Source organism: Phaeobacter piscinae (assembly GCF_002407245.1).
GTDB lineage: Bacteria > Pseudomonadota > Alphaproteobacteria > Rhodobacterales > Rhodobacteraceae > Phaeobacter > Phaeobacter piscinae.
Window position 1 is genome coordinate 1,430,716 of record NZ_CP010681.1, and the last position, 12,683, is coordinate 1,443,398.

Consider the following 12,683-nt stretch of genomic DNA (forward strand, 5'->3'; position numbering starts at 1 on the left):
CAGCGTCGAGGGAGTACAGAAAACGCGGCATCCGTTGTCGGCGTTTCTGTCGCTGTTCCTGTTCCATGTTCTTTCGTGTTCGCAAATGTTCTCATAAAGTTCTTTACAGGTTCCGCTGGATATGAGAACAAATAGGCAACAAGACGCCAGAGAGCGATAGCAAGACAGACAGGAGGACGTACCATGATGACCCAAATCAAGACGACTGTTCAGAATGCCCAATCGACACTGCTGCAGGACGCCATTGGCGCGGCAGCGCTGGTTGTGATGCTGGTGGCGGGTTTGCACCTGCCCGGCCTGCTGTGATGCGACCGACCGGCCAGCTGTGAGGTTTTAGATTTCCTGATCGCACTCTTTATGCCGGACGGGGCCGCCTGTCCCAAGCCTGCCCGGTTTGCCTGCCGGTCTGGCCGACCTGCCTCAGGTCAACAGGTCCCGTTCGGGTCCCGCATGAGAGAGCATACTGCCGCCGCCACCCCCTCGGGTGTGCGGCGGTTTTTTCGTGTGGTTCGTGGAATATGGATCCGACGACCGCCGTGCGCGGATGTCAGGGCTGCGTCGTAGCCACGCAGCTTGCGGGCCTGTGGTCAGGCTTGAGCGCAGACCGCTTAGGCGCAGGTCTGTTCCTGATGGGTCTGCATCGCCTCAAAGGTGGCATCCAGCGCCAGCAGGATCGAGGCGTGGCGGTTCTTGAACTCCCGCGCCGGGATCAGCACCTCAAACCCGTCAAAAGGTGCATCCGGGACTGGCCCGTCTTCGGTCAGCATCGCCTTCAGCTGCTGGCGGGCCTGCGCGACCTCAGGCAGGGTGCGGCCAAGGATGACATCACCCACAACTGCGGCGGAGGCCTGACCCAGCGCGCAGGCTTTCACATCCTGTCCAAAGGCGGCGATGGCGCCCTCCTTGATCTGAAGATCCACCGTCACGGTCGAGCCACAGAGGGGGGAGCGTTTTTTCACGGTCACATCCGGGGTGTCGAGCCGGTCCAGATGCGGAATATCGGCGGCCAGCGCCAGGATCCGTGCGGAGTAGAGTTTTATCAGATCAGTCTCGCCGGACATGGGGTACCTCGGGCTTTCCCTTATGCGCTGTTCCCAATACATAGGGGGCCAGTTCCCAGATGCAAAAGGTTTTTGCCATGTCGTTTGATCCTCTTAGCCTAAAGTATAATGAGGCCGGTCTGATCCCCTGCATTGCACAGGAGGAAGACAGCGGTGAGGTCCTGATGATGGCCTGGATGAATGCTGATGCGGTGATGAAAACGCTGGAGAGCCGCCGGGTCACCTATTGGTCACGATCCCGTCAGGCGTTCTGGATCAAAGGGGAAAGCTCCGGCCATGTGCAGGAGCTGGTTGATCTGCGGGTGGATTGCGACCGCGATTGCCTGTTGGCGGTGGTGCGTCAGACCGGGGCGGCCTGCCACACCAACCGGCGCAGCTGTTTCTACACCGCCATTCGCGATGGCGAAGAGGTGGAGTTGATGCAGCCAATGGTCTAAGGCGTGCTGCCCGCTGGAGACGGCCCTGAGGGGCCGCGCCTCCGGTGGGGATATTTTTAGCCAGACGATGGGGCTGGGCTGGCCTCAATGAGGCCAACCAGGGCGCGTATATCCTGCGGGGTTGCGCCTTCGGCACGGTATTTGGCAATGGCGCGGGCATCGTCGCGTTTGGCGAGCCGTTTGCCGCTGTCATCGCGGATCAGAGTGTGATGGTGGTAGAGTGGCGTGGGCAGGCCGAGCAGCGCTTGCAGCAGCACGTGGATCTGCGTTGCCTCAAACAGATCAGCGCCGCGCACCACATGGGTGATATGCTGGTCTGCATCATCTACCACCACCGAGAGGTGATAGGCGCTGCCCATGCCGCGGCGCACAAGGATAATGTCCCCGACGGTTGTGATCAGTCGCTCAGGATCAAGCGGATATTGGCCGCCATATGTCTCACCGGTCTCCGTGAAGGACCGCAGCCGGGCAGCGCGCACGGCGCTTTCCATATTGAGGCGGATCACATCCTCGGCGCCAGCGTCCGCCATCGCGCGGTTCCGGCAGGTGCCGGGGTAGATGCGTCCGTCGGGGCCGAATTGCGGCACACCTTCCTGGGGTGCACCTGCGGCGGCCTCAATATCGCGGCGATTGCAGCGGCAGGGATAGGTGAGCCCCATGGTGCTGAGCTGATCAAGCGCGGCCCGGTAACGGGGCAGCCGCTGTGATTGCCGCATCACCGGCTGCGGCCAGTCAATCCCCAGCCAGGCCAGATCCTCGTAGATCTGCTGTTCCCAGTGCGGGCGAGACCGGGCCGTGTCGATATCTTCGATCCGAAGTAGAAAGACGCCGTCATTCGCGGCGGCCATGTCCTGTGCCAGAAGGGCGGAATAGGCGTGGCCAAGATGCAGCGGACCGGTTGGCGAGGGCGCAAAGCGGGTGGTGAATGTCAAGATTTCTCAATTACGTAGACGGTGGACTTAAGGTCGATACCGGGGAGATGATCGCCATGCTCCCGAGATAGCAGCCGCGCAGCGGAACAGTCCAGCCATTCATTGAGCTTGCCCGTGTAGGCGGGATCCGCCAGCGCGTGATCGTTGTAGGAGAACACAAACAACCCGCCCCGTGGCAATGCGTGCATAATCATATCAAATACCGCTGGTGGGGCGGCCCCGGTTCCCAATACGCCGCAACCGGTGATCAGGCGATAGGCGCCTTTGGTGATTGGTTGGGTGTCGGTCACTTCTATCTGCGTCAGGTGCCGATAGGCGCCTTTGGCACGCGCCTGTTCCAACATTTCGCGAGAGGGTTCCATACCGTCGATGGTCTGAAATCCCGCGCGTCGCAGCGCCAGGCCGGAAAGTCCGGTGCCACAGCCAAAATCCAGAACCGGTTCGGACATATCGGACTGAACGCTTGCCAAAGCCTCTGCAATGCGACCGGGGGTGGCATAGCCGTTTTCGGCGATCTCGGCGTCATAGGAAGCGGCCCATCGGTCGTAGTGGGTCAGGGTCGCTTCCGGTGTTTCAAGGTCATAGGCTTTGTCGAGAAACTTTTTGCTCATGCGGGCAGTTTAGGCGCTGCCCGCATGAGGCGTCTAGGAAAAGTTTGCCAGCCATTCCTGCCAAGCGGCCTTTGCCCGGTCGGTGTAGGCCTTGTAGCGGTCTTTGCGGCCGCGGCGGCCCCCTTTCAACCCTTCCACCGGGCGGAACAGTCCGAAGTTGACATTCATCGGCTGGAAGGTCTTCGCCTCGGCACCGCCGGTGATGTGGTGGATCAGGGCACCCATGGCGCTGTCCTGCGGCACTTCGGGTAGGGTTTTGCCCAGAATTTCCGCTGCTGCCATCCGGCCCGCAAGCAGACCCATCGCGGCACTTTCGACATAGCCCTCAACCCCGGTGATCTGCCCGGCAAAGCGCAAATGGGGTTTCGATTTCAGCCGCATCTGATTGTCCAGAAGCGTGGGCGAGTTGAGGAAAGTGTTGCGGTGAATGCCGCCGAGCCGGGCAAAGCTGGCGTTCTCCAGCCCCGGGATCATCCGCAGAACCTCTGTCTGGGCGCCGTATTTCATCTTGGTCTGGAAGCCGACGATGTTGAAAAGGGTCCCCAGCGCATTGTCGCGACGCAGCTGGACGACCGCATGAGCCTTGACCTCTGGCTGATGCGGATTGGTCAGGCCGACGGGCTTCATCGGGCCGTGGCGCAGGGTTTCACGGCCGCGTTCGGCCATCACCTCGATCGGCAGGCAGCCGTCAAAATAACCTGCGGTCTCGCCGTCGTGGAACTCGGTCTTGTCGGCGGCCAGAAGCGCGTCGATGAAGGCCTCATACTGGTCCTTGTCCATCGGGCAGTTGAGATAGGCGGTGCGCTCTTCCTCGGTCTCGCCTTTGTCATAGCGCGATTGCATCCAGGCCTTCGACATGTCGATGCTGTCGGCGTAGATGATTGGCGCAATGGCATCGAAGAAGGCCAGCGCCTCGGCGCCGGTTTCCTGCTGAATGGCCTGTCCCAGGCTGGCGGAGGTCAGCGGGCCGGTGGCAAAGATCCAGTGACCGTCCGTGGGCAGGTCGGTGATTTCCTCGTAAGAAACGGAGATATTCGGCAGCGCTTTCAGCCGGGCTGTCACGGTTTCGGCAAAGGGCTCACGGTCCACGGCCAATGCGCCCCCTGCGGGCAGGCGATGCTGCTCGGCGGTGGACATGATCAGACCGTTTGCCGCTCGCATTTCCCAATGCAACAGGCCGACGGCGTTCTGCTCATCATCATCCGAACGGAAGGAGTTGGAGCAGACCATCTCACCCAGATTGCCGGTTTGATGGGCAAAGGTCTCTACCTTCGGGCGCATTTCATGCAGCACCACGTCTACGCCCATATGTGCGGCCTGCCATGCGGCCTCTGAGCCGGCCATGCCGCCGCCCACGATATGCAATGTTTTTGTCATGCCCGCCACATAGGGCAGCTGGGGCCGTCACGCAATATTGCGCGGTGCGGCTTGTGCTGATCGGTGCGAAAAACTGGCATTTTTGGGTCTGTGCTAACCCAACGCCATCAGTCGCAATGTCGATTGGTCTGCGCGGGAGGGGTATTGGGGTCGCTGGGGAACTGTCTGGCCGGGGGAGAGACCCGGTGGAGGGACGGTCCGCATCAGCGACCCTAATTGTGCCGGGGTTTGTGACCGTGTCTCACAAGCCCTGCCCAATCTTTGCCATGATCTTGCCTTGTTTGAAAGACCCGACATGGAAACAATAAATCGCCAATCGTAAACAAAGACTAAAATTTTCGACATCTTTTATATTTTTTAAGCGGATCAGCGATTTTTCCAGTTCGGGTCGCGTTTTTCCAGAAAGGCATCAATGCCTTCGATGGTGTCGCCCAGCATCAGGTTTTCAACCATCACCGCGCCGGTATGGGCATAGGCCTCGGCGGTGGGTAGCTGGAGCTGGTCATAAAACGCGCGTTTGCCGATCTTAACGGCGGCGCCGAGCTTGTCGGCAACGGTTCGGGCCAGAGCCTGTGTGACCTCTGTCAGATCCTCAGGCGCGGCGATACGGTTGATCAGGCCCAACTTCTCTGCGCGCGCGGCGCTGATGAATTCGCCCGTGGTCAGCATCTCAAACGCGTGTTTGCGCGAGATATTTCGGGTGAGCGCCACCATGGGCGTGGAGCAGAACAGGCCGATATTGACGCCATTGACCCCGAACCGCGTGCCCTCCGCAGCGACAGCCATATCGCAGGAGGCAACCAGCTGGCAGCCCGCTGCGGTGGCGATGCCGTGCACCTGCGCGATTACCGGCTGGGGGATCTGCTGCAGGCCCAGCATGACCTTCGTGCAGCGGTCAAAGAGGTCCGCAAAATAGGCCTGCCCGCCATCTTCTGCCTGACGTCCCGCGGTCATTTCACGCAGATCATGGCCGGCACAGAAGGCTTTGCCTCGTCCGGCCAGGATCACCACGCGGGTTTCACTGTCGTGGCGCAGGCGGTCGATTTCTGTCTGCAAGGCGCCCAGCATCGCATCTGAGAGCGCATTTAGCCGCTCCGGCGCGTTCAGATGAAGCGTGGCGATGCCGTTGCTGTCGTGACGTTCCAAAATTGTCATCTTGTGTCCCTCCCCGGATTGAGGCCAACGTTAGACCATGTTGCGCAAAGGGGGGAACCGGTATTGCGCGGCAACCCCATGCGACATCCGCTCGCAGGGAACCGGGAAAATGAGGGAGAGAGCACATAATGGGATTGGCGTTTGATGCCGCAGGGCTGGGGGCGTATCTGCAAGAGGTATTTGCAGAGGTTGCCAATGACTTTGTCATCGACAGATTGGACGAGGACGGCATCACCATGCGGCTTCTGGTGGATGAGCGCCACCTGCGCCCCGGCGGGACGATCTCCGGCCCGTCGATGTTCGGGCTGGCCGATGTCACGGTTTATGCGCTGGTTCTGTCGCGACTGGGGCGCAAGGCGCTGGCGGTGACCACCAACGCCTCCTTCGATTTCATGCGCAAGCCGGTCGGCGGCACGCCTCTGGTGGCGGAGGGCAAGCTGTTGAAACTGGGCCGCCAGCTTGCGGTGGGCGATGTGCTGTTGTTTTCGGAAGGGGATCCGCGACCGGTGGCGCGCTCCACCATGACCTATGCGATCCCGCCAGAACGATAAGCACCTGGGCGCTAGACGTCAGATAGCCGTGGCCAGCGGCTGGCCGACTTTCACCAGCGTCTCGCGGCCCTTGGCACTGTTGGCGACCAGATCGTCGCTGAACTGCACGCGGCCCGGTTCAAACACCACCACAACCGTGGAGCCACCAAATTTGAAGTAGCCTTTTTCGTCCATCTTCTCGACAGCGCCTGAGGTGCGGGTGTTGATGATGGAGCCGACGCCAAAGGCGCCCACTTCAACAAAGGCGTAGCTGCCGATGGCGTCTGTGTCGATCAGGGTCCAGCTGCGTTTGTTCTCGCCAAAGACATCCGGCCCGGCGCCCAGTGCAATCGGGTTCACCGAATGGAGCGCGCCGGGCAGATCCTTTGCGGCGCTGATCCGACCGGAGGCGGGGAAATGATAGCGGTGATAATCCGCAGGACACAGCCGCACGATGGCGAGCGCGCCACCGATGAAACGATCCGCGATGCCGGGCAGCATGGTGCGAATGGACATCGGATGACCCTTCACGGGGACAAAGACATCCTCGGCCAGTTCAGGAAACACCAGCACGCGGCCGTCTGCGGGGCTGGCAATCACGCTGGGGGAAGGATCAAAAGGCCGCGCCTCAGGCTTCAGGTTCCGTGCGAAAAACTCATTGAATGTCTTATATTTATCAGCCTGTTGGGTGGCTTCGCTCATGTCGATGGATAGATCCTCGATCACGGCGCTGATCTTGCCTCTGGAGAACCGCGAGTCGAACCACGCGCCCATCAACCGACTGATCAGGGCGGAGCGGAACAGCAGTTTTTCCACCGGTTTTGCGCTGGCGTTCTGATAGGCCCAGCGGATCCATTTTTCCCCAAGCACCACCTCCTCAAAGGTTTCGCCGGTGTCGCGGTCAACAACTAGGATCGGGTCGCGCTGCATAGGGGCCTGCCAGAATTTGTTTCGCTCCCGTCGCGCCTAGCAAGAAGCGCGCCCCGGGCCAAGGGTTTAACGACCCTCGCTACCGGGCCGTGTCCTTCAATCGATCTTATCCTGTACCCAGTGGATTTGCGTCTTTGCAGCGGCAATCGCGGCTTCGGCATCTGTAAACACCTGTTCGCCGTAATGACCAATGCTGTACCAACCGCGTCCATCCTCGGGATCGCGGCGGAACTCGTCGAAGCCATAACTCCCGTCAGGTCGCTGAAAAATATCGGTGCAGATCAACTCGCCGTCCAAGTTGATCGATTTGATAACCTTGTTGATATGAGCCATATGTCTCTCCCTGCAGAGCAGCGTCAGCTGCGCAGAGCGCGGGCTGCAAGCGTAAAGTCAGCGCAAAAGAAAAAGGGGGCCGAAGCCCCCAAATGCCTGTCCCGTTAGGGGAACAGTTTTCTGACGTAGTTCGGCAAGGCAAAGGCGGCCTTGTGAACCTCGGGGTTGTAGTATCCGGTCTCGATCCCAGCCGCGGCGAAGCGTGCCTCCAGATCCTCATGGCGCACATTGCGGGCCTTGTCCGAATGGCTGCCCCAGCCAAAGGCCATCGGTCCGCCAGCATAAGTGGGCACGGTCGCCAGATAGCAGGAGGCATCGGCAAACAGCGCCTTGAACGCGCGCAGGGTGCCGGTCAGCTCATCGCCCTGCATGAAGGGCACGCCGTTCTGCGTGACGATGATGCCATCCTCAGACAGCGACCGGGCCGCGTGGCCATAGAAGGTGTCGGTGAACAGCACTTCACCGGGGCCAATCGGATCGGTGGAATCGACGATGATGACGTCGAACTGTTCGGTGTTCTCTTTCATGAAGAGCGCACCGTCATTGATCACTAGATTGAGGCGCGGATCGTCAAAGGCGCCGTCGCTCAGCATCGGCAGATACTCTTTCGAGAAATCCACCACGCCGCCGTCGATCTCCACCATGGTGACATGCTCGACCGAAGTGTGGCGCAGCGCCTCGCGGGCCATGCCGCCGTCGCCGCCGCCGATGATCAGCACGCGCTTTGCATTGCCATGCGCCAGGATCGGCACATGGGTCAGCATCTCATGGTAGATGAAATTGTCGCCTTCGGTGGTCTGCACCACGTCGTCCAGCGTCAGGATGCGGCCGAACTGGCCGTTCTGAAACACCTTTAGGCGCTGATGCTCGGTGTTGCTGTCATAGAGCATCTCATCAACGCGCAGGGATTGCGCATAATGGGCGTGCAGGCGTTCTGTGATCCAGGTCTGATCGCTCATGCTGCCGCCTCCTTCGAAGGAATGCCCTTGGCGAGGAATTCCTCACCGCGCAGCAGTTCACGCACCTCAACGGTGGGCGTGTCAAAGGCCTCTTTCAGCACATCAACCGCTTTCCATGGTTCGGCATCGCCACACATGAAGACGTCAAAGGCGCCATAGCCGATCTCGGGCCAAGTATGGACGGAGATATGGCTCTCGGCCAGCACCGCGACACCGGACACGCCCTGCGGCGAGAATTTATGCGTGTGGATATGGAGCAGCGTGGCGCCGCAGACGTCCACGCATTTACGGAATGCGTTCTGAATGCGGGTTTCGCAATCCAGACCGCTGCCGTTCATGACCTCGATAATAAGATGGGTTCCGGCAAACACCTTTCCATCCCGACGGATGAAATGGTCTTCGCGATCCGAATCCACAAGTGAGTTTACGATCGCAGTGGTTGCACTGCGGGCGGTATCTTCCTCTTGGGCGCCTGTCTCCAGACCGATCCCCAGTTGGAAGAGGTTGGCGTCCGTCATGACACTCCCCTTCGTTCCAGTAGATGACAATCCAGCCGGCCCTTAGCGCCCCCCCGGATAAGAGTCCGGGGTTGGGATCGGTACCGAAAGTGAAGCGGCATCTATGGTGGGTGCGGGATTCGATCAAGAGGTTTTTTCTAAAATGGATGCGGTCTGCCCATAAAAAAGGCCGGGGCAAGCCCCGGCCGTCAGGTGGTTCCGTTGCCCGGGGATCATGGGCGCCAGAACGGAAGAGTTCCTTGATGTCGCGCATCTTCACGGGTCAGCCCAACATCTTTGAGCAGTTCCGGAGGCAATTGCCGCAATGCCTGGCGGGTGCGCTGGCGCACTGTCCATTTGGTGACCAGAACCGCAAAGGAGACTGCAACCTCCGCCAGCACCGGCAGGGCGGGGCGGCTGGAGAGATAGAGCATATCCGTCGAAGGGGGAGTTGCGTTCTGTGTCATGGCATTTTCCTATTGTATTGATACAATCCTGTGTTAATATCACAATGCTTGGGTACAATTTGTGAGGCATCATGTCCAAGGAAGGATTGTAATGGGTACAATTTGGCCGAATGAGTTGCCAACTGATCTTTCTGGCCGATCCGGTCCCAAATATCAGCGGGTCGCCGATACAATCCGAAACGCGGTTGAGGATGGCACCCTTTGTATCGGTACAAAGCTGCCGCCGGTGCGGGAGCTTGCTTACCAGCTGAAGATCACCCCGGGCACTGTGGCGCGGGCCTATTCTCTGCTGACGGATGCGGGGCTTTTGCAGGCTGAGGTGGGGCGCGGCACCTTTGTGGCGGAACCGGAAACCAAGGTTCAGGACGATGTCTGGTCGCGGCAGCTCCACCTGAAGGAAGTCAAAGATCCGGGTCATGTCAGCCTGTTTAGCCCCCGGTTGGTGGATGTGGGGCAGGTGGCGGCGATCCGGGAGGCGCTGGTCAAGATTTCGCAAGGGGACCCGTTACAGCTCCTGAATTACCCAACGAGAGATGCCTACCGCCCCCTGCGTGAGGCTGTGGTCGACTGGCTGTCGCAGGACCCGCTGGGCCCGCTGGATGAGCGTGACGTGGTGCTGACCCATGGTGGACAGAACGGCATCCTGACGGTGATGCAGGCTATTCTGAAGGGGCCGCAACCGACCGTGCTGGTGGAAGATCTCTCCTATGCTGGGTTCCGGCGCGCGGCGGAACTGGTGCGCGCGCGGGTTGTGGGCGTTGCGATGGATGAGCATGGCATTCTGCCCGACTCTCTGGAACTTGCGATCCGCAAAACCGGCGCCATGGTGCTCTGCACCAGTCCCGAGGTGCATAATCCAACCGGGCTTTATACGCCGCTGGAACGCCGCCAGCAGATCCTTGAAGTGCTGCGCCGCCATGAGGTGCAGATCATTGAGGATGACTGTTATCGCATGGGCGAAGCCCGCGCGCCAAGCTATCGCGCGCTGGCGCCGGATCTCTCTTGGCATGTTTCGTCGATTTCCAAAACTCTGACACCGTCGCTGCGGGTTGGGTTTGCGCTGGCCCCCAAGGGGCGTGGCCGGGATCTGCGACGGATGGCGGAATACAGCTACTTCGGAATTGCGCAGCCGGTTGCTGAGCTGACGCGTATTCTGCTGTCTGATCCGCGCACCAGAAAGCTGGTCGCCGATGTGCGTCGCGAAATGGACAATTACATACGGATCGCGGTCAACACTCTGGGTGGGTTTGATCTGATCTGGTCGCAGAGCGTGCCGTTTCTGTGGCTAAAACTGCCCTCGGGCTGGCGCGCCGCCGCCTTTACCCGCGCGGCGGAGGCCGAGGGCGTTCAGATCCGGTCGGCCGATGAGTTTGCCCTGCGCGATGGCCGCGCCCCTAATGCGGTGCGGATCGCGGTGAACGGCCATGTCACGCCGAAGCAGTTCGAAGACGCCATGCTGCGCCTGCGGGCCCTCTTGGACAACCCGCCAGAGCAAATCAGCGTGTGATGTTGACCAGTTCAGGGAGGGCTGTCCGGCGAAGGAGAAAGGGGCCTGAACAGTCAGGCCCCTTTATATATGATAGGATGATCGACCGGGTCGGTTATTCGACCAGGATCGACACGCCCGAGGTATGGTTGCCGATGAACGACCAGTTGTCGCGACCAGCAGCGATGCCTGCGGTAATGGCAGCAGTCAGAAGACCTGCAGCCGAGGCGCCGCCCACCACTGTGCCGTTCAGCTCAGGCTTGAGCATGGTCCGGCCGGACTGTTCGCCTGCGTTGCATTGCACATAAGCCGGTGTCGGACGACGTTTGAGCACCGGAACGTTGACTTTTGCCGGGGTGATGAATGTTGCCTTGAATTCGGTGCTTTCGACTGTGCACCTGGCGCCAACAACCTCGCGCATATTGGCGCTGCTGGGTTGACCGCCCGTCGCCTTCATCTTCTCCTTGTCCAGCACGACATGGGTGCGGAAGGTCAGCTCTTTGTAGCCCTGAATGCGCGGCGCTGTCGCATTTTGATTCTTGAGCGCCACCGTCACCGGGGGAGCGGTAACTTCGGCGTTTTGCATGCAGGCACCAAGGGCCAGCGGCAGGGCGCCAGCCAGAGCAAGTTTTCGAAACATGTTAGTGAGATCCTATAATTCGTCTTTCCGATGCAGCTTTAACGTGTGGGGTAACGGCTGAAAAGGCGTGTTAGCCTGCTCCGCGTCGACAGTTGCGGTTTTTGATCGGTGCAGCAGCGCGTCGGTCGGTGTCAAAATTTGGGGTATTATTATACCTATTTTTTAAGTGTATGTTTTTGAACAATTAAATCTGATTTACGGGTGTTGACCTGCGCATTGGGCTGCCGTAAACCCCGTCCATCGAATTCGGGCGTGCCGCCTTGGTGTGCCCTTCACGTCAAACAGGATTGACCTGATATGAAAACCTTCTCTGCTACTCCGGCAGACATCGAGAAGAAGTGGATCATCATCGACGCCGAAGGCGTGGTGCTGGGCCGTCTTGCCTCGATCGTCGCCATGCGCCTGCGTGGTAAGCACAAGCCGTCCTTCACTCCTCACATGGATATGGGCGACAATGTCATCGTGATCAACGCTGACAAAATCCAGATGACCGGCAAGAAGCGCGAAGAGCACTTCTACTGGCACACCGGTCACCCCGGTGGCATCAAATCCCGCACCAAACAGCAAATTCTGGAAGGCGCGCACCCTGAGCGCGTGGTCTACCAGGCTGTGAAGCGCATGCTGCCCGGCAACCGCCTGTCGCGCCAGCAGATGACCAACCTGCGCATCTATGCAAGTGCCGAGCACCCGCATGAAGCCCAGTCCCCCGAGGTTCTGGATGTTAAATCCATGAACAAGAAAAACACCCGGAGCTGAGACCGATGGCTGATCAGATCAACACTCTCGAAGAGCTCGGCGCCGTTGCAGGCGTAGAAACCGTAGCCGAAGAAACCATTTCGCGCGAACCCGTTCGTGACGAACTGGGCCGCGCCTATGCCACCGGCAAGCGGAAAGATGCGGTTGCCCGCGTCTGGATCAAGCCGGGTTCCGGCAAGGTCTCCGTCAACGGTAAAGAGCTGAACGCATATTTTGCACGCCCTGTGCTGCAGATGATCCTGCGCCAGCCGTTCCAGGTTGCCGGTGTCGAAGGCGAATTCGACGTCTACGCAACCGTCAAGGGCGGTGGCCTCTCCGGTCAGGCCGGTGCGGTCAAGCACGGCATCTCCAAGGCGCTGCAACTCTACAACCCGTCCCTGCGTGGCGCGTTGAAAGCTGCTGGCTTCCTGACCCGCGACAGCCGTGTCGTTGAGCGTAAGAAATTCGGTCGTCGCAAAGCGCGTCGTTCGTTCCAGTTCTCCAAGCGTTAATCGCTGGATCACATGGATTGG

Annotated in this window: 17 protein-coding genes; 6 read left to right on the forward strand and 11 right to left on the reverse strand. The window is 59.9% G+C overall.

The annotated features are described in order from the left end of the window. Positions 1-183: 183 nt before the first annotated feature. Complete coding sequence (locus phaeop14_RS19970) at positions 184-306, forward strand: hypothetical protein (protein WP_024097384.1); 123 nt, start codon at positions 184-186, stop codon at positions 304-306. 302 nt (positions 307-608) lie between these two features. On the opposite strand, the gene phaeop14_RS06680 is transcribed toward phaeop14_RS19970, so the two are convergent. Then, the gene (locus phaeop14_RS06680) at positions 609-1,061 is read right to left on the reverse strand and encodes an iron-sulfur cluster assembly scaffold protein (protein ID WP_096789093.1); all 453 of its coding nucleotides are present in this window, start codon (positions 1,059-1,061) and stop codon (positions 609-611) included. Positions 1,062-1,120: 59 nt separating this feature from the next. On the opposite strand from phaeop14_RS06680, the gene hisI reads away from it, so the two are divergent. Next, positions 1,121-1,498 (forward strand): phosphoribosyl-AMP cyclohydrolase, encoded by a 378-nt coding sequence (gene hisI / locus phaeop14_RS06685; protein ID WP_040168941.1) that lies wholly within the window; start codon positions 1,121-1,123, stop codon positions 1,496-1,498. A gap of 56 nt (positions 1,499-1,554) precedes the next feature. Here the strand turns inward: hisI and gluQRS are convergent, their stop codons facing one another. From gluQRS to phaeop14_RS06705, 4 genes are all read right to left on the reverse strand, one after another. Next, positions 1,555-2,430, reverse strand: a complete 876-nt coding sequence (gene gluQRS / locus phaeop14_RS06690; RefSeq protein WP_096789094.1) for a tRNA glutamyl-Q(34) synthetase GluQRS — start codon at positions 2,428-2,430, stop codon at positions 1,555-1,557. Next, entirely contained in the window at positions 2,427-3,041 is a 615-nt protein-coding gene (locus tag phaeop14_RS06695; RefSeq protein WP_096789095.1) for a class I SAM-dependent DNA methyltransferase, read from the reverse strand. Before phaeop14_RS06695 ends, gluQRS begins: the two co-directional genes overlap by 4 nt. A 33-nt stretch (positions 3,042-3,074) precedes the next feature. Then, positions 3,075-4,418: a methylenetetrahydrofolate--tRNA-(uracil(54)-C(5))-methyltransferase (FADH(2)-oxidizing) TrmFO gene (gene trmFO, locus phaeop14_RS06700; RefSeq protein ID WP_096789096.1), complete on the reverse strand. Its 1,344-nt coding sequence runs from the start codon at positions 4,416-4,418 to the stop codon at positions 3,075-3,077. A 366-nt stretch (positions 4,419-4,784) separates the two neighbouring features. After that, the gene (locus phaeop14_RS06705; RefSeq protein WP_096789097.1) at positions 4,785-5,573 is read right to left on the reverse strand and encodes an enoyl-CoA hydratase; all 789 of its coding nucleotides are present in this window, start codon (positions 5,571-5,573) and stop codon (positions 4,785-4,787) included. A 128-nt stretch (positions 5,574-5,701) separates the two neighbouring features. On the opposite strand from phaeop14_RS06705, the gene phaeop14_RS06710 reads away from it, so the two are divergent. After that, positions 5,702-6,124, forward strand: a complete 423-nt coding sequence (locus tag phaeop14_RS06710) for a PaaI family thioesterase (protein ID WP_040168952.1) — start codon at positions 5,702-5,704, stop codon at positions 6,122-6,124. A gap of 18 nt (positions 6,125-6,142) precedes the next feature. On the opposite strand, the gene asd is transcribed toward phaeop14_RS06710, so the two are convergent. The 5 genes from asd to phaeop14_RS06735 form a co-directional block, all read right to left on the reverse strand. Next, positions 6,143-7,033 carry an archaetidylserine decarboxylase gene (asd, locus tag phaeop14_RS06715; protein WP_096789098.1) on the reverse strand — a complete coding sequence of 297 codons (891 nt, stop codon included), beginning with the start codon at positions 7,031-7,033 and terminating at the stop codon, positions 6,143-6,145. Between the two features lie 96 nt (positions 7,034-7,129). Continuing rightward, complete coding sequence (locus phaeop14_RS06720) at positions 7,130-7,366, reverse strand: hypothetical protein (RefSeq protein ID WP_096789099.1); 237 nt, start codon at positions 7,364-7,366, stop codon at positions 7,130-7,132. Between the two features lie 104 nt (positions 7,367-7,470). Continuing rightward, positions 7,471-8,325, reverse strand: coding sequence for a polyamine aminopropyltransferase (gene speE / locus phaeop14_RS06725; protein WP_096789100.1), 855 nt, complete (start codon positions 8,323-8,325; stop codon positions 7,471-7,473). Continuing rightward, positions 8,322-8,843, reverse strand: coding sequence for an adenosylmethionine decarboxylase (gene speD / locus phaeop14_RS06730; RefSeq protein WP_040168959.1), 522 nt, complete (start codon positions 8,841-8,843; stop codon positions 8,322-8,324). Before speD ends, speE begins: the two co-directional genes overlap by 4 nt. A 212-nt stretch (positions 8,844-9,055) precedes the next feature. After that, positions 9,056-9,289, reverse strand: coding sequence for a DUF1127 domain-containing protein (locus phaeop14_RS06735; protein ID WP_096789101.1), 234 nt, complete (start codon positions 9,287-9,289; stop codon positions 9,056-9,058). Between the two features lie 91 nt (positions 9,290-9,380). On the opposite strand from phaeop14_RS06735, the gene phaeop14_RS06740 reads away from it, so the two are divergent. Then, positions 9,381-10,796 (forward strand): aminotransferase-like domain-containing protein, encoded by a 1,416-nt coding sequence (locus tag phaeop14_RS06740; protein ID WP_096789102.1) that lies wholly within the window; start codon positions 9,381-9,383, stop codon positions 10,794-10,796. A 94-nt stretch (positions 10,797-10,890) separates the two neighbouring features. On the opposite strand, the gene phaeop14_RS06745 is transcribed toward phaeop14_RS06740, so the two are convergent. After that, positions 10,891-11,415 carry a hypothetical protein gene (locus phaeop14_RS06745; protein WP_096789103.1) on the reverse strand — a complete coding sequence of 175 codons (525 nt, stop codon included), beginning with the start codon at positions 11,413-11,415 and terminating at the stop codon, positions 10,891-10,893. A gap of 297 nt (positions 11,416-11,712) precedes the next feature. Here phaeop14_RS06745 and rplM point away from each other — a divergent pair, with 297 nt between their 5' ends. Together rplM and rpsI are read left to right on the forward strand one after the other, a co-directional pair. Beyond that, entirely contained in the window at positions 11,713-12,171 is a 459-nt protein-coding gene (gene rplM, locus phaeop14_RS06750) for a 50S ribosomal protein L13 (protein WP_014874569.1), read from the forward strand. Between the two features lie 5 nt (positions 12,172-12,176). Further along, complete coding sequence (rpsI, locus tag phaeop14_RS06755; protein ID WP_040168968.1) at positions 12,177-12,662, forward strand: 30S ribosomal protein S9; 486 nt, start codon at positions 12,177-12,179, stop codon at positions 12,660-12,662. The last annotated feature ends 21 nt before the right edge of the window (positions 12,663-12,683 follow it).